The following is a 16,180-nucleotide window of genomic DNA, read 5'->3' on the forward strand; positions in this document are numbered from 1 at the left end:
GGTGGTGGTCACCGGTCGACGCCTCCCATCACGGGGTCGATGGACGCGACGGCGACGATGACGTCGGCGACCTGGCCGCCCTCGCACATCGCCGCCATGGCCTGCAGGTTGGTGAAGGACGGGTCGCGGAAGTGGACCCGGAAGGGGCGGGTGCCTCCGTCGGACACGGCGTGCACCCCGAGTTCGCCCTTGGGCGACTCGACCGCCGCGTACGTCTGTCCCGGCGGGACGCGGAATCCCTCGGTCACCAGCTTGAAGTGGTGGATCAGGGCCTCCATGGAGGTGCCCATGATCTTCTTGATGTGGTCCAGGGAATTGCCGAGTCCGTCCGGTCCCAGGGCGAGCTGGGCGGGCCAGGCGATCTTCTTGTCGCCGACCATGACCGGGCCCGGCTGCAGCCGGTCCAGGCACTGCTCGACGATCCGCAGGGACTGGCGCATCTCTTCGAGGCGGATCAGGAAGCGGCCGTAGGAGTCGCAGGTGTCGGCGGTCGGGACGTCGAAGTCGTACGTCTCGTAGCCGCAGTACGGCTGGGCCTTGCGCAGGTCGTGCGGGAGGCCGGCGGAGCGGAGGATCGGGCCGGTGGCGCCGAGGGCCATGCAGCCGGACAGGTCCAGGTAGCCGACGTCCTGCATACGGGCCTTGAAGATGGGGTTCCCGGTGGCGAGCTTGTCGTACTCGGGAAGGTTCTTCTGCATCTTCTTCACGAACTCGCGGATCTGGTCCACCGCGCCGGGCGGCAGGTCCTGGGCGAGTCCGCCGGGCCGGATGTACGCGTGGTTCATGCGCAGGCCGGTGATCAGCTCGTAGATGTCGAGAATCAGTTCACGATCACGGAAGCCGTAGATCATGATCGTGGTCGCGCCCAGCTCCATGCCGCCGGTGGCGATGCACACCAGGTGGGAGGAGAGCCGGTTCAGCTCCATCAGGAGCACCCGGATGATCGTGGCGCGGTCCGGGATCTCGTCCTCGATGCCGAGGAGCTTCTCCACGGCGAGGCAGTACGCCGTCTCGTTGAAGAACGGCGTCAGGTAGTCCATGCGCGTCACGAACGTGGTGCCCTGGGTCCACGTCCGGTATTCGAGGTTCTTCTCGATGCCGGTGTGGAGGTAGCCGATGCCGCAGCGGGCCTCGGTGACGGTCTCGCCGTCGATCTCCAGGATCAGCCGGAGCACACCGTGGGTGGACGGGTGCTGGGGCCCCATGTTGACGATGATGCGCTCGTCGTCGGAACGGGCGGCGGTCTCGGCGACCTCGTCCCAGTCGCCGCCGGTGACCGTGTAGACGGTGCCCTCGGTGGTCTCGCGCGCCGAAGCGGCGGATGCGTGTGACGTGCTCATGAGTACGACCTCCGCTGGTCCGGAGCCGGGATCTGGGCGCCCTTGTACTCGACGGGGATGCCGCCGAGGGGATAGTCCTTGCGCTGCGGGAAGCCCTGCCAGTCGTCCGGCATCATGATCCGCGTCAGCGCGGGGTGGCCGTCGAAGACGATGCCGAAGAAGTCGTACGTCTCGCGCTCGTGCCAGTCGTTGGTCGGATAGACGGGGACGAGCGACGGGATGTGCGGGTCGGCGTCGGGGGCGGAGACCTCCAGGCGGATCAGCCGGTTGTGGGTGATCGAGCGCAGGTGGTAGACGGCGTGCAGCTCGCGGCCCTTGTCGCCGGGGTAGTGGACGCCGGAGACACCGGTGCACAGCTCGAAGCGGAGGGCCGGGTCGTCGCGGAGGGTGCGGGCGACGGTCGGCAGGTGTTCGCGCTCGATGTGGAAGGTGAGCTCGCCGCGGTCGACGACGGTCCTGTCGATGACGTTCTCGGGGACGAGGCCCTGTTCCTCCAGGGCGCCCTCCAGTTCGTCGGCGACCTCGTCGAACCAGCCGCCGTAGGGGCGGACGGCCTCTCCGGGGAGCCGGATGGAGCGGACCAGACCGCCGTAGCCGGAGGTGTCGCCGCCGTTGTTCGCGCCGAACATGCCGCGCTGGACGCGGATCTCCTCGCCGCCGTCGCCGCGCTGGCCGGGGAGGTTGGAGGCCGCGAGGTCCTTCTCGGGGTTCACCCCGTTCGAGCCGTTCGCACCGTTCTTGCCGTTCGCGTCGCTCATCGCAGCAGCCCCTTCATCTCGATGGTGGGGAGTGCCTTGAGCGCGGCTTCCTCGGCCTCGCGGGCCGCTTCCTCCGCGTTCACGCCGAGCTTGGACGTCTGGATCTTCTGGTGGAGCTTGAGGATCGCGTCCATCAGCATCTCGGGCCGTGGCGGGCAGCCCGGGAGGTAGATGTCGACCGGGACGATGTGGTCGACGCCCTGGACGATCGCGTAGTTGTTGAACATGCCGCCGGACGACGCGCAGACCCCCATGGAGATCACCCACTTGGGATTCGGCATCTGGTCGTAGACCTGCCGCAGCACCGGCGCCATCTTCTGGCTGACCCGGCCGGCCACGATCATCAGGTCCGCCTGACGCGGCGAGCCGCGGAAGACCTCCATGCCGAAGCGCGCCAGGTCGTAGCGCCCCGCGCCGGTGGTCATCATCTCGATGGCACAACACGCGAGGCCGAAGGTGGCGGGGAAGACGGATGCCTTGCGTACCCAGCCCGCGGCCTGCTCGACGGTGGTCAGCAGGAAACCGCTCGGCAGTTTTTCTTCGAGTCCCATGGCTTAAAGGCCCCTCAGTCCCATTCCAGGCCGCCGCGGCGCCAGACGTACGCGTAGGCGACGAAGACGGTGAGCACGAAGAGCAGCATCTCCACGAGCCCGAAAACACCCAGGGCGTCGAAGGTGACGGCCCACGGGTAGAGGAAGACGATCTCGATGTCGAAGACGATGAAGAGCATCGCCGTCAGGTAGTACTTGATGGGGAATCGCCCGCCGCCGGCCGGCGTGGGGGTGGGCTCGATCCCGCACTCGTAGGCCTCGAGCTTGGCCCGGTTGTAGCGCTTCGGGCCGATCAGCGTGGCCATGATCACGGAGAAGATCGCAAAGCCTGCCCCGAGGGCTCCCAGTACGAGGATGGGCGCATAGGCGTTCACCGCTCCTCGCTCCTCTCAGTCGGCACTGACTGCTGGCGGATTGCGTGGGCCCTGCTCTCCCGCCCCACCTGTCACACGAACCCCGCCTGTCTCGACGAAGATCGCGAACATGTGAAGCAGGTCACAAGCCCAACTGCCCCGCATCCTATGCCTGCCGGTCTGTGATCTGCGACACGGGTGCGGCACCGAGTTTGTGATCTCCACCACCTGACGAAGGATCATGAAGTCGGATGAGCGTCGATCTTCATACACGAAGCGTCAGACTGATCACCAGAAGTGACATATTCATTCGTTACCGCTGGTCACGCAGGGCGTCTCCATATCAAGAGAGTTCCTCTGCATGCAAATTGGTGCTGGACGAGGCCGCTTGATAGAGCACCGCGTTCACACCTCGCGAGGAGGTTCGATGACCGATGTGGACGCGTGCACGCATTCACGAGCGCCGGGAGGCGTCCTTCCGCGCGGGACGCCGTGGGGGCGGGTGACCGTTCCGTGACCTGCGCCACATCGGACCGAGATCAAATCCACCGACCTTGGCCACTCGCTGCGATCGATGGTAAGCGCAGGGCAATTCGGGCGTAATCACGAAAGCGCATGATCAAAGGCCTGTTCGACCGTGTCCGCTATGCCCGTTACGGCGTCAATAAAGAGTGACGCTCGGGGAATTTACGGCTTCCGTTGAACAACTGTGGCGCAGCACACGTTTCTTGAAGGTATGGAGGAGTCGCTGGTACCGCTTGTACCCATGTCCCACACCGCTCACATACGCAGCCACCGGAAACCCCGCCGCAACGCGTCCTCGATCGCGATGCGCGCCGGAGTCGCCGGTGGCGTTCTCAGCACCGTGGCAGTGGCCGGCGCGTCCACGTCTGCCTTCGCGGCGGAGCCGGTGACGCAGACGCTCGAACTGTCCACCCTCACGGCCGACCTGGCCACGCAGGCCGCGCAGTCCGCGGACGCCACGCAGGCGATGGCGGCCGACTACCAGCTGCAGGCCGAGCGTGACGCGGCCGCCGAAGAGGCGGCGAAGCAGGCCGAAAAGGACCTCGCCAAGGCGAAGAAGGAAGAGGCCCGGAAGAAGGCCGCCGAGGAGGCCGAGCGCAAGGCCGCCGCCGAGCGCGCCTCGCGTGACACCGAGCGGACCACCCTCACGACCAACTCGTCGACGGCGACGACGACCACGACGGCGCCCGCCACGGGCAGCGTCGGCACGGTCATCGGCTTCCTGAAGGCGCAGCTCGGCGACGCCTACGTCATGGGTGCCACGGGCCCGAACGCGTGGGACTGCTCCTCGCTCGTGCAGGCCGCGTTCAAGCAGGTCGGCGTGGACCTCCCCCGGGTCTCGCAGGACCAGTCGATGCAGGGCACCGAGGTCTCGCTGTCGAACCTCCAGGTCGGCGACATCCTGTACTGGGGCGCCAAGGGTTCGGCGTACCACGTGGGTGTCTACATCGGGAACGGCCAGTACCTCGACGCGGCGAACCCCTCCAAGGGTGTCGTGATCCAGGACCTCTCCGGCTACCCGGCGACGGGCGCGGTGCGCGTGCTCTGACCCACGCGGTCGCCCAGGGCGTTTTCGAAGGGCCGCTCTCCCCTGAGGGGACAGCGGCCCTCGGGCTGCCCGCAGAAAGGCCACAGGTGCCCCACAGGGCTCCTGTCGTCACACTCCCAAGGTGTTACGCGATCCGGGATGGCAGCGAGCCCCTCAGGGGCGTACAGCGGCTCCGGTCAGGGGCGTACAGCGGCTCCGGCTTCGGAGAGCGTGGCGGCCTCGGCGCGCACGAGGGCACGCACCGGCCGTGGCGAGCTCCACGGCCGGCCATGTGCACAACGCACACAGATCGCCCACATCGCGCGGATCACCCGACCTCGCGCGGGTCGCCCGACCTCGCGCGCGGGTCAGGCGCCGGTCACGCCTTCGGGGCCACCTTGCTCAGGCCGTTGATGATGCGGTCCATCGCGTCGCCACCGGTGGGGTCGGTGAGGTTGGCCAGCATCTTCAGGGTGAACTTCATCAGGAGCGGGTGGGTCAGGCCCCGCTGCGTGGCGAGCTTCATGATCTTCGGGTTGCCGATGAGCTTCACGAAGGCGCGGCCCATCGTGTAGTAGCCGCCGAAGGTGTCCTTGAGGACCTGCGGATAACGCTGGAGGGCGAGTTCACGCTGCCCGGGCGTGGCGCGGGCGTGGGCCTGGACGATGACGTCGGCGGCGATCTGGCCGGATTCCATCGCGTAGGCGATGCCCTCGCCGTTGAAGGGGTTCACCATGCCGCCGGCGTCGCCGACCAGCAGCAGGCCCTTGGTGTAGTGGGGTTGGCGGTTGAAGGCCATCGGGAGGGCGGCGCCGCGGATGGGACCGGTCATGTTCTCGGGGGTGTAGCCCCACTCTTCCGGCATGGACGCGCACCAGGCCTTCAGGACGTCGCGCCAGTCCAGTTCCTTGAAGGCGGCGGAGGTGTTGAGGACGCCCAGTCCGACGTTGGACGTGCCGTCGCCCATGCCGAAGATCCAGCCGTAGCCGGGGAGCAGGCGGTCCTCGCCGGGGCCGCGCTTGTCCCACAGCTCCAGCCAGGACTCCAGGTAGTCGTCGTCGTGGCGCGGGGAGGTGAAGTACGTGCGGACCGCGACGCCCATCGGGCGGTCCTCGCGGCGGTGCAGGCCCATCGCGAGGGAGAGCCGGGTGGAGTTGCCGTCGGCCGCCACCACCAGCGGGGCGTGGAAGGTGACTTCACGCTTCTCGTCGCCGAGCTTGGCGTGCACCCCGGTGATGCGGCCCGTGCGGTCGTCGATGATCGGCGCGCCCACGTTGCAGCGCTCGTACAGCCGGGCGCCCGCCTTCTGGGCCTGGCGGGCGAGCTGCTCGTCGAAGTCGTCGCGCTTGCGGACGAGTCCGTAGTTCGGATAGGCGGCGAGATCCGGCCAGTCGAGCTGGAGGCGGACGCCCCCGCCGATGATCCGGAGCCCCTTGTTGCGGAGCCAGCCGGCCTCCTCGGAGATGTCGATGCCCATCGCCACGAGCTGCTTGGTGGCGCGCGGGGTGAGGCCGTCGCCGCAGACCTTCTCCCTGGGGAAGCTGGTCTTCTCCAGGAGCAGCACGTCGAGTCCGGCCTTCGCCAGGTAGTACGCGGTGGTGGAACCGGCTGGCCCGGCCCCGACGACGATCACATCGGCGGTGTGTTCGGTAAGGGGCTGGGGCTCGGTCACGACGGGTTCTCCCCAAGAAGTAGAAGGATCGGAGCAAAGCCTGCTGGATGTCCGGGAAACCGGACGGCCAGAAAACATGTGCCGACAGGCGTCGGACATGGGCAGTCTATTCAGCGGTACCGATCACCGGCTGAAGGGCTGCCCCTGTGAACCGAGCTCTGCCCGACGTACGGCTGCGTGTCCCCACCGACGAGGACGCCTTCGCCTGGCACCGGATCTTCGACGATCCCGACGTCATGGAGTTCCACGGCGGCCGGTCCGCCGAGCTGTCCGTCTACGAGGAGCTCACCGCGCGGCAGCGCCGCCACGACGCCGAGCACGGGTTCTGCCTGTGGACCCTGCTCGACGAGGAGGGCCGGGCCATCGGCTTCACCGGTGCCCAGCCGTGGCCCCGCGAGTGGGGCCCGACCGGCGAGATCGAGATCGGCTGGCGGCTCGCCCGCGACCACTGGGGCAAGGGGTACGTGACCGCCGCCGCGACGCAGACCCTGGAGCGGGTGCGGGCGGCCGGCGTCGGCCGTGTCGTCGCCATGGTCGACGCCCGCAACGAGCGGTCCATCGCCGTCACACGGCGGCTGGGCATGGAGCTGGCGGAGACGTTCACGACGCCCGTCTCGCAACAGGTGGGGCACTGTTACCGACTGACGCTCTGACGCTCCGGCTGTTCGGGATTTCGGCAACTCGTCACCCAGCGTAGCGATATGGCGCGGATTGCCACGCAGTGCTTCCGGGTGGGGCACTCGGCGGTTACCCTGCCGGTACCGCTGGGGGTGAACGTCTGTGCGCATAACACCCAAGTCATCCGAAGTGCGTGTGCCACGGTTCGTCGGTCTGATGGCCGTGGACGCGCGCGAGGCGGCCGAGGCGGGCGGGGTGCTCCTCGTCGCGCCCGACCGGCCCGACTTCGCCCGCACCGTCGTGGACTACGTCGTACGGCAGTACCCGGCGCCGGGGGTGGAGGTGCCGCGCGGGGCCGCCGTGACCGTGTGGTTCGAGTTGGGGGACGACGGCGGGGGCGTGCGGGAACCACGGCGCGGCGGGCCGCCGCCCGGGTTGCGCAGGGCGTTGGACGAGCCGGGGGACCCGTTCGCGGTTCTTCGCTAGGTCCGGTCGTCGCCTTCCCGTCGGTGCCGGAGGGCGGCCCTTCGCGTGTCCTGTCTCCTGTGCCCTGTCTCCTATTTCTGCCAGAGCAGGATCGCCGCCGTCCCTCCCCCGCCGATCACGAAGGCCCCCACGACGGTGAGGGTCCAGATCAGCGTGCGGCTACGGGACTTGGGCGGCTCGGCGGGCGGTAGATGGTGGTGGCCGAGCTCCACGAGCGGAGGCTCGTAGGGGGCCGGTGCCGGGGCGGCGGCCTGCCGCGGGAGCCCGTGGGCCGCTGTCGGGCCGCTGCTCGGCATCGCCGGGACCGGCGGTGCGATCACCGCCGTACGCGCTCCCGTCATCTGCACCAGATAGGGCGCGAGGAAGGCCGCGGCGAAGATCCACAGGAGACCGAAGAGCAGCACCTCGGGGAGGTCGAGGCCCACGTCCACCTGGCCCGCGGCCGAGAACCCGGCGCCGATGTCGGCCGTGGCCGATCCTGATGCCTCCAGGCCGAGGCCGCTGACACCGGCGAGGAGGAGGAAGAGCACGAAGAAGACGCCCGCGGCGAGGAGTTGCTCGCCACGGCCCGAGGAACGGCGGGCGGCGAGGACCCCGAAGGCCAGCGCGCAGACGGCGCCGAGCGTCAACGCGCCCACCACCGCCCAGGAGTTGACGGCGTCGCCCAGTTCGGAGAGTCCGAACGACTCACGCTCGTAGCCGCCGTACGGGCCTGACTCCACGAGGCCGTAGTCGCCGGAGGAGTCGTACGACGTGTCGTCCCCGTACCGGGTACGGCCCGCCTCGCCCTGGACGGACACGCCCCAGGAGAGGCCGAGGAGGGCGACGGCGAGGTTGGGCAGGACGAACAGCACGAGGAGGAGCGGGTTCAGGTCCTCCTCCCACTCGGCGTGCCACTCGTCGTTCGCCGCGAGGACGACGAAGGTGACGAGCGAGCAGAGGGCGAGGACGATCGCCATGGCCCGGACGGCCGTTCCCGTCGCCCGGAACAGGATCCGGGGCCCGGGACGGACGGCGAGCCAGGCGGCCAGGTCGTCGCGTTGCAGCAGGCCGGCCGAGACGGCGGCGGTGAGCAGCAGCGCGCCCAGCGCCGCACGCCAGGGGGAGGTCGAGACCTCCACGCGCGCGATGTCGGGCTGCGCGCACAGCCCCAGCACCAGGACGGCGGCCGTCACCAGCAATGTGACCCGCACTGCGGCTTCGAGCCCGGTGGTACGGCCGCCGACGGGCCCCGCCCCGGGCGTTCCGGCAGCGGCACCGGTGTACGCGGCGCGGGTGGCCAGGCGGGTGCGGAGTTGCCGTACGCCGAGGAAGAGCGCCCCGACGAACAGGACGGTCACCGTGAGCGGGACCAGGGTCAGGGTGAGGGCGCCCTCGGCGGACTCGTAGCCGCCGGAGAAGTCGCCGCCACCGCTCTCGGTGATCTTGAAGCCGCCGCCGAGGCCCTGGAGGAGCGCGGCGAGGGCGAGGCCCAGGCGGTCGCCGAAGCCGACGAAGTCGTCCTCGTCCGCGGTGCCCTGGTCGTACGAGGGGACGGCCAGGGCGAGGGCGGCGGCGAGGAGCAGCCCGACCGGCCAGAGCGCGGCCGCGGCGGAGCCGCCCCAGTCACCCCGCAGAGCGCGGCCGAGGAAGGCGCCGACGGGCGAGGGGCGGGCGGGGACGGGAGCGTACGGGGGAGGTGGCGGCGGCCCGACGGGGGGCGCGCCCGGCGGGGCCGGTGGTGGAGGTGCCGAAGGCGCCGAGACCATCGAGGAGGGCGGGGGTGGCGAGACCGTCGGGGGGACCGGGGGCATCCCGGGTGGCGCGGTCGGGGGGCCCGGCACGCGTTCGCGTCCGCACGTCATGCAGAAGCGCGCCTCGTCAGGGCCTGGTGTCCCGCAGTGCGGGCAGTAGGACGTCATGGAACCCCCGTCGTCAGATGTCACCGGTGCGTACCGATGTCTCAACGGACGGTAGTTTCTATTGACCGGTTCCCGTCAACAGGATTCCCCGGCGGACATCCCTCGTGCGGGTGAACTCCGCTCCCTGGGGCCGGACTTCACCCTCGCGCGGCCCCTACGCCTGCGCCTTGAACCCCCGGTGCAGCGCCACGATCCCGCCCGACAGATTCCGCCACGCGACCTTGTCCCAGCCGGCCTTCCGGAGGCGCTCGGCGAGCCCCGACTGGTCGGGCCAGGCGCGGATGGACTCGGCGAGGTAGACGTACGCGTCGGGGTTGGACGACACCGCACGGGCGACCGGCGGCAGCGCCCGCATCAGGTACTCGGTGTAGGCGGTGCGCAGCGGCGCCCACGTGGGGTGGGAGAACTCGCAGATCACGACACGGCCGCCGGGCCTCGTCACCCGGTACAGCTCGCGCAGCGCGGTGTCGGTGTCCTGCACGTTGCGCAGGCCGAAGGAGATGGTGACCGCGTCGAAGGTGTCGTCCTTGAACGGCAGCCTGGTGGCGTCTCCGGCGGTGAACGGCAGCCAGGGGGTGCGTTCCTTGCCGACCCGGAGCATGCCGAGGGAGAAGTCGCACGGCACGACGTACGCACCGGTCTGCGCGAAGGGCAGGGAGGAGGTGCCCGTGCCGGCGGCCAGGTCCAGGATCTTCTGCGCGGGGCGGGCGTCGACCGCGCGTGCCACCTCCTTGCGCCAGCGCCGGTCCTGTCCGAGGGACAGCACGTCGTTGGTCAGGTCGTACCGTTTCGCCACTCGGTCGAACATCGAGGCGACTTCGTGCGGCTGCTTGTCCAAGGATGCGCGGGTCACGGGCCCATTGTGGCAGTACGGGCCGGACGCCGGTGCGGCGCCCGGCCCGTGGCGCGTCACGGCAGCAGCTTCGGCTTCCTCTTCGCGGCCACGTCCTCGACCCAGCCGCAGAGCAGGACGAACACACCGAGCAGGAGCCGGCCGACGCCGAACGGGACGGCGAGGATCAGCGGGGCGAGTGACGAATGGGTCGACTGCGGTGGGGTCGCCCAGGAGGACAGGGCGTTAGGCAAGGCGTTTTCCGGATGAGGAAAGGCTTTCCCTCTTGGATCAGGAGCGGCGGTGCCCTCAGCGGCGGCGGTGGACCAGGCGCCCCGCGCACACCGTGGCGACGCAGACGTCGGCCTCGTCGAAGACCGCCAGGTCCGCTCGGCCCGATTCGCTGATCGCCGTGGGGCGTGGACGTGGCAGCACCGCCACATGGTTGCGCTCGGCGGCCGTACGGAGTTCCGGGGTGGTGGCGTGCTGTTCCAGAACCGCGACCGCGCCCGCCTTCAGCACCGCGTGGACACGTTCGCGGGGTGACGGGGCGTCCGGGAGCGGGCCCTCGTGCAGCCGGCCGGGCCCGAGGACGCCGGGCCACTGCCGCACCCGGGCGCCCGGGAACCGCCGGCGCACTTCCTCCGACGGCCCCACGGCATGGACCCGGGTGCCGTCCACCACGACGGCGCCGTCCTTGATCGGCTCCGGGTCGTCCCAGGTGCGCCGCACCTCGTCGGCGGCGTGGATCGTCAGCACATGGGCCCTAGTTGGCGTTCAGCAGCTTCAGCTCGGGGTGGGCCGTGCCGCCCTCGATGGCCGTGGACGAGATGTGGGACATGACACGCTCGTCGACGGGGTCGTCGGCCGGGTCGTCGTGGACGACGATGTGCTCGTAGGTGGTGGTCCGCTGGGCGGGGACGCGGCCGGCCTTCCTGATCAGGTCGATGATCTCCATGCGGTTGGAGCGGTGCTTGGCCCCCGCGCTGGAGACGACGTTCTCCTCCAGCATGATCGAGCCGAGGTCGTCCGCGCCGTAGTGCAGGGAGAGCTGGCCGACCTCCTTGCCGGTGGTGAGCCAGGAGCCCTGGATGTGGGCGATGTTGTCCATGAAGAGCCGGGCGATGGCGATCATCCGCAGGTACTCGAAGAGCGTGGCCTGCGTACGGCCCTTGAGGTGGTTGTTCTCGGGCTGGTAGGTGTACGGGATGAAGGCCCGGAAGCCGCCCGTCCGGTCCTGTACGTCCCGGATCATCCGCAGGTGCTCGATGCGCTCGGCGTTGGTCTCGCCGGTCCCCATGAGCATCGTGGACGTGGACTCCACGCCCAGGTTGTGCGCGGCCTCCATGATCTCCAGCCAGCGCTCGCCGGACTCCTTGAGCGGCGCGATGGCCTTGCGGGGCCGGGCCGGGAGCAGTTCGGCGCCGGCCCCGGCGAAGGAGTCGAGACCGGCGGCGTGGATGCGCTGGATGGCCTCCTCGACGCTCACCTTGGAGATCCGGGCCATGTGCTCCACCTCGGACGCGCCGAGGGAGTGGATGACCAGCTGCGGGAAGGCCTTCTTGATCGCGGCGAAGTGCGTCTCGTAGTACTCCACCCCGTAGTCCGGGTGGTGCCCGCCCTGGAACATGATCTGCGTACCGCCCAGCTCGACGGTCTCCGCGCAGCGGCGCAGGATGTCGTCGAGGTCGCGCGTCCAGCCCTTGTCCTTGGCCTTCGGCGGGGCGTAGAACGCGCAGAACTTGCACGCCGTGACGCACACGTTCGTGTAGTTGATGTTCCGCTCGATGATGTACGTCGCGATGTGCTCCGTGCCCGCGTACCGGCGCCTGCGTACCGCGTCGGCCGCGGCGCCGAGCGCGTGCAGCGGGGCGTCGCGGTAGAGGTCGAGTGCCTCCTCCGGCGTGATCCGCCCACCCTCTGCGGCACGGTCGAGAACGGACTGAAGGTCGGCCTTCTCGGTCACCGGGAGCGTCCCTTTCGTCAGGAATCCAGAGGGGCGCGAAGCGCCTTCGTCATAAGGGTGGTGGTGGGCGACGGGTGGACCAGGCCAGCCTACGCCAGGGGTTCGGATCGGCCGACGTCAGGCCGTCTGCCTGTGGACAACTCCATCCAGCGGGAGGTGGGCCTCAGGCGGCGTACGCCTCCAGCAGGAGGCCGACGTACGCTCCCGCGAGCATGAACGGGCCCAGGGCCACCAGTTGTCGGCGTACGGCGCGGCCCCTGGCCAGCGCCACCACGGTGTACGCGCTGCCGATGAGGGCGCCGGCGAACGTGCCGAGATACAGCGCGCCCCAGCCGTACCAGCCGAGGACGGCCCCGAGGCCGAGGGCCAGCTTCACGTCGCCGAAGCCGAGGGCCATGGGTCTGATGAGGAAGAAGAGGAAGTACAGGCCGCCGAGGACGAGGGCGCCGTACAGCGCCGTGCGCCACTGGCCTGCGTGCTCGGGCACGTACGCGACCGCGCCCAGGAGGGTGAGGGCCAGGCCCGCGAAGGGGAGGGTCAGGGGGTCCGGGAGGCGTTGGGCGCTGAGATCCACGAGGGTGAGGAGCACGCCGAGCGGGGCGAGGAGCAGCCATACGGCGAGTTCGGGACGGGTGCCGGTGGTCAGGGCGAGGGCGGCGCAGATCAGCGCGGTGGCGGCGGCGACGGCGGGGGTGCTGGGGCCGTAGGAGCAGGCGGGGGGCCGGGGGCTCGTTGTGGAGCGTGCGGCGCAACGGGCGGGGCCGAGCCAGCCGTTGGCCGGGCCGGTGATGTGGTGGCCGGCGGGGCACTCGCGTTGCCAGGGGTGGTCCTCGTCGACCGTGAAGCGGTAGGCGGGACGCGGGAGGAGTGCGCCTGTGGCTGCGCCCCAGAGTGCGGCGGCCACGGTCAGTGCGATCAGCCAGGGGTCGAGAGCCACGGGGGCAGCCTATGAGGTGGGGCGGCTGCGGGGTACCGGGATGGTCTCGCCCCCGCCGCCCCTACCGGTCCCTCCCCCAGGGGCTGCGCCCCTTCGCCCCCTCCGCGGGTCCGGTGGGGGATGGTCGCGCAGTTCCCCGCGCCCCTGAGAAGCAGGGGCTGCGCCCTACTTCACCTTGGCCAGACGGGCCGTCGGGTCGCCCGCGTCCGCGTTGTCCGCGGTGTACTGGAGTTCGTCACCGACGGGGGTGAGGGTGACCTCGTGGGTGTTGCTGGTGCAGGTCTTGGGGTTGTTCTTCGCGTCGGCGATGCTGGTGACGAGGATGTGGTCCGCGGTGACCTTCTTGAGCACGAACGTGTCGTCGCAGGCCCCGCCCAGCGCGTCGACGGAGCGGAAGGTGCCCAACCTGTCGCCCACGGACCCCTGTTCGAGGGTGACGGTGAAGGTGCCGGCGGGGAGGTTGCCCCCGAGGGCGTAGCCGTCGCCCTCCCAGGTGCCGACGTATTTCGCGGGCAGGTCGCCCGCCCCGTCGTGCGGTCCCGAGTCCTCGTTCCCGTCGCTCGGGCGGCTGCTCGCGGACGGGGCCTTTCCGGCCGCGTCGCCCGTCTTGTCGTCACCGTTCAGCATCCCCGGCCCGAACACGGCGCCCACGCCCACCACCGCGAACGCGCCCGCGACCGCCAGGGCGATCGAGCAACTCACCCGCCGACCGCGCCCGTTCGCCGTGGTCGTGGACGCCGCCGCCACGCTCAGCGACAGCTTGCCCGGTGGTGGGGCCGTGTCCGTCGGCGCGGAGTCGGCCCGCTGTCCCGGCACGTGTGTCACGGGCGGCGGTGTCTGCGGCGACATCACCGGAGGCGGCCCGAACACCCCGCTCGTCACCGGGACTTCGACCCTCGCGCCGCCGGAGGGGGCCGCGGGGCCCGTCGGGTCCACGCCCACCGACGGACTGCTGAACCCCACCGGTCCGGAGGGGACTTCCGCCGCCGCCTCCAGGTTCAGCAGGTGCACCGCGCTGCGGCCGACCTGTTCCACCAGGGGGCCGGGCAGCCAGCCCGCCGTCACCAGGCGGGCCGCGCCCCGGGGGGCCAGGGTGCGGGCGACCTCGTCGGGGGCCGGGCGGGCGGAGGGATCCTTGGACAGGCACTGCTCCACCAGGGCTCGCAGGTCGCCCTCCAGACCGTCGAGCCGGGGCTCCTCGTGGACGACCTTGTAGAGGAGGGCGGCGGAGGAGTCACCGGGGAACGGGGACTGGCCGGTCGCGGCGTACGCGAGGACCGCGCCGAGGGAGAAGACGTCCGCCGCGCCGGTGATGCCCTTGCCGAGGATCTGCTCGGGGGACATGTAGCCGGGGGAGCCGATCGAGACGCCCGTCGAGGTGAGGGACGCCGTGCCGTCCGTGGCGCGGGCGATGCCGAAGTCGATGAGGAGGGGACCGTCGACGGTGAGCAGTACGTTCGACGGCTTCACGTCCCGGTGGACCAGGTCCAGCGCGTGCACCGCCGACAGGGCTTCCGCCAGGCCCGCGCCCAGGACCCGGACGGAGTGGGGAGGCAGGGGGCCGCCGTCCGCCACCGCCGCCGCCAGGGATGGGCCGGCCGCGTAGCCCGTCGCCACCCAGGGGACCGATGCCTCCGGGTCCGCGTCCAGCACGGGAGCGGTCCAGGAACCGCCCACGCGGCGGGCGGCGTCGACCTCCCGCCGGAAGCGGGCGCGGAACTCCTCGTCGAGGGCGAAGTGCGGGTGCACCACCTTGACGGCGACGGTACGGCCGCCCGCGCTGCGCCCCAGATAGACGCGGCCCATCCCGCCCGACCCCAGCCGGCCGAGCAGCCGGTAGGGCCCCACGACCGTGGGTTCGCCGACATCGAGCGGTTGCATGGACGACACCTCCCCCGTACCTCCAGCGTAGTGCCGCACGCGCGAATGGAAATGCGAGCGTCGACGACGGGTCCGCAGATCGGCCGCGGGTCGGTCCGCAGTTCCAATCCCACAGAACGCCTAATGCGTCAACCGCGATTTGGGAAAGTTCACCAGGATTTCGCGGGAAAGGGTTCAGGAAAGCAGGTCGACCTTCACGTCCGCCGGAAATCCGGTGGTCGGGCCGACCCGACGCGCGAACTCGGCGACCGCGGACAGCTGGGGCTCGCCGAAGCGGAAGTCGAGGGTCGTGAAGTACCGCTCCAGGACCCGCTCGTCGAAGGCCTCCCAGCGGGCGGCCTGCTCGGCGACCTTGTCCACCTCGGTCAGGGACAGGTCGCGGGAGGCGAGGAACGCCTCGTGCACCTTGCGGGTGACCTCGGGCTCCCGCTCCAGGTACTCCCGCCGCGCCGCCCACACCGCGAAGACGAACGGCAGCCCCGTCCACGCCTTCCACATGGCGCCCAGGTCGTGCACCTCCAGGCCGAAGTTCGGCCCGTCGAGCAGGTTCGCGCGCAGCGCCGCGTCGCCGATGAGCACGGCCGCCTCCGCCTCCTGCATCATCAGCGAGAGATCGGGCGGGCAGGTGTAGTACGACGGCTGTACGCCGACGCTCTCGGCCAGCAGCAGCTGCGCGAGGCGTACGGAGGTGCGCGAGGTGGAGCCCAGCGCGACGCGTGCGCCGTCCAGGCGTTCGAGGGGTACCTGGGAGACGATCACGCACGACATCACCGGGCCGTCGCAGCCGACGGCGATGTCGGGGAAGGCGACCAGGTCGTCCGCGTTGCGCAGGAACTCGACGAGGGTGATGGGCCCGATGTCGAGGTCCCCGCGCACCAGCTGCTCGCTGAGCTTCTCGGGGGTGTCCTTGGTGAGCTCGAAGTCGAGGAGCGTGCCCGTTCTCGCGAGCCCCCAGTAGAGGGGCAGGCAGTTCAGGAACTGGATGTGGCCGACGCGCGGCCGGTTGCGAGAATTGTCCACATCGCGAGGCTAGCCCTCATGGGGTACGGTGCGGGCTCCGGGGGCCGGGAGGTGCTCCCGAAACCGGATGTGCACCCTTTGTCAATACTCTCGACGGCGTGTCGTCGGTGGGACAGACGGGGAAGTAGAGGCGATCCGTCAAGCCGAGACCCGAGCGGTTCAAACATCCGGGTGACGTGATCTAGCTGTTCTGTCCACGGAGGTTGGTGACGGCGATCACTGGAGAGTGATCTTGAACGAGTGAGGGCCTTCCGGGTTCGGTGTGGATTGCGACATCTCCACCGAACGACGAAAGGCCCTCGTGCCCCACCGT

The 16,180-nt window shown here is 70.3% G+C and carries 16 protein-coding genes; 3 read left to right on the forward strand and 13 right to left on the reverse strand.

Going from position 1 to position 16,180, the window contains the following annotated elements; genetic code table 11:
* Positions 1–8: 8 nt before the first annotated feature.
* From RM704_RS42525 to RM704_RS42540, 4 genes are read right to left on the reverse strand one after another with little or no spacing between them, the layout of a single operon-like run.
* On the reverse strand, positions 9–1,340 hold the full coding sequence (locus RM704_RS42525; RefSeq protein WP_033528254.1) for an NADH-quinone oxidoreductase subunit D: 1,332 nt from the start codon (positions 1,338–1,340) through the stop codon (positions 9–11).
* Positions 1,337–2,098: an NADH-quinone oxidoreductase subunit C gene (locus RM704_RS42530; protein WP_033528253.1), complete on the reverse strand. Its 762-nt coding sequence runs from the start codon at positions 2,096–2,098 to the stop codon at positions 1,337–1,339. Before RM704_RS42530 ends, RM704_RS42525 begins: the two co-directional genes overlap by 4 nt.
* Positions 2,095–2,649, reverse strand: coding sequence for a NuoB/complex I 20 kDa subunit family protein (locus RM704_RS42535; RefSeq protein ID WP_003998928.1), 555 nt, complete (start codon positions 2,647–2,649; stop codon positions 2,095–2,097). Before RM704_RS42535 ends, RM704_RS42530 begins: the two co-directional genes overlap by 4 nt.
* Positions 2,650–2,663: 14 nt before the next feature.
* A complete protein-coding gene (locus tag RM704_RS42540) occupies positions 2,664–3,023 on the reverse strand; it encodes an NADH-quinone oxidoreductase subunit A (RefSeq protein WP_009310323.1) in 360 nt (119 codons plus the stop codon).
* Between the two features lie 715 nt (positions 3,024–3,738).
* Here RM704_RS42540 and RM704_RS42545 point away from each other — a divergent pair.
* Positions 3,739–4,575, forward strand: coding sequence for a C40 family peptidase (locus RM704_RS42545; RefSeq protein ID WP_033528252.1), 837 nt, complete (start codon positions 3,739–3,741; stop codon positions 4,573–4,575).
* Between the two features lie 358 nt (positions 4,576–4,933).
* Here RM704_RS42545 and RM704_RS42550 read toward each other — a convergent pair whose 3' ends face one another.
* Positions 4,934–6,226, reverse strand: a complete 1,293-nt coding sequence (locus tag RM704_RS42550) for a geranylgeranyl reductase family protein (RefSeq protein ID WP_033528251.1) — start codon at positions 6,224–6,226, stop codon at positions 4,934–4,936.
* Positions 6,227–6,372: 146 nt separating this feature from the next.
* Here RM704_RS42550 and RM704_RS42555 point away from each other — a divergent pair, with 146 nt between their 5' ends.
* Entirely contained in the window at positions 6,373–6,879 is a 507-nt protein-coding gene (locus RM704_RS42555) for a GNAT family N-acetyltransferase (RefSeq protein WP_033528250.1), read from the forward strand.
* A 127-nt stretch (positions 6,880–7,006) separates the two neighbouring features.
* Entirely contained in the window at positions 7,007–7,330 is a 324-nt protein-coding gene (locus RM704_RS42560) for a PASTA domain-containing protein (protein ID WP_078937191.1), read from the forward strand.
* Positions 7,331–7,401: 71 nt separating this feature from the next.
* Here RM704_RS42560 and RM704_RS42565 read toward each other — a convergent pair whose 3' ends face one another.
* The 8 genes from RM704_RS42565 to RM704_RS42600 all read right to left on the reverse strand — a co-directional run bounded on the left by RM704_RS42565 (position 7,402) and on the right by RM704_RS42600 (position 15,867).
* Positions 7,402–9,231 carry a zinc ribbon domain-containing protein gene (locus tag RM704_RS42565; protein WP_033528248.1) on the reverse strand — a complete coding sequence of 610 codons (1,830 nt, stop codon included), beginning with the start codon at positions 9,229–9,231 and terminating at the stop codon, positions 7,402–7,404.
* Between the two features lie 154 nt (positions 9,232–9,385).
* Entirely contained in the window at positions 9,386–10,084 is a 699-nt protein-coding gene (locus tag RM704_RS42570; RefSeq protein WP_033528380.1) for a demethylmenaquinone methyltransferase, read from the reverse strand.
* 56 nt (positions 10,085–10,140) lie between these two features.
* On the reverse strand, positions 10,141–10,317 hold the full coding sequence (locus RM704_RS42575) for a hypothetical protein (RefSeq protein WP_157856709.1): 177 nt from the start codon (positions 10,315–10,317) through the stop codon (positions 10,141–10,143).
* 55 nt (positions 10,318–10,372) lie between these two features.
* On the reverse strand, positions 10,373–10,822 hold the full coding sequence (locus RM704_RS42580) for an imidazolonepropionase-like domain-containing protein (RefSeq protein ID WP_033528247.1): 450 nt from the start codon (positions 10,820–10,822) through the stop codon (positions 10,373–10,375).
* A 7-nt stretch (positions 10,823–10,829) separates the two neighbouring features.
* Positions 10,830–12,029, reverse strand: a complete 1,200-nt coding sequence (gene mqnC / locus RM704_RS42585; protein ID WP_033528246.1) for a cyclic dehypoxanthinyl futalosine synthase — start codon at positions 12,027–12,029, stop codon at positions 10,830–10,832.
* Between the two features lie 163 nt (positions 12,030–12,192).
* Entirely contained in the window at positions 12,193–12,966 is a 774-nt protein-coding gene (locus RM704_RS42590) for a prepilin peptidase (protein WP_033528245.1), read from the reverse strand.
* 165 nt (positions 12,967–13,131) lie between these two features.
* On the reverse strand, positions 13,132–14,847 hold the full coding sequence (locus RM704_RS42595) for a serine/threonine-protein kinase (protein ID WP_033528244.1): 1,716 nt from the start codon (positions 14,845–14,847) through the stop codon (positions 13,132–13,134).
* 174 nt (positions 14,848–15,021) lie between these two features.
* The gene (locus tag RM704_RS42600) at positions 15,022–15,867 is read right to left on the reverse strand and encodes a menaquinone biosynthetic enzyme MqnA/MqnD family protein (RefSeq protein ID WP_033528243.1); all 846 of its coding nucleotides are present in this window, start codon (positions 15,865–15,867) and stop codon (positions 15,022–15,024) included.
* Positions 15,868–16,180 lie beyond the last annotated feature (313 nt).

The sequence above is a fragment of the Streptomyces gottesmaniae genome, from assembly GCF_031845845.1.
Lineage (GTDB): Bacteria > Actinomycetota > Actinomycetes > Streptomycetales > Streptomycetaceae > Streptomyces > Streptomyces akebiae.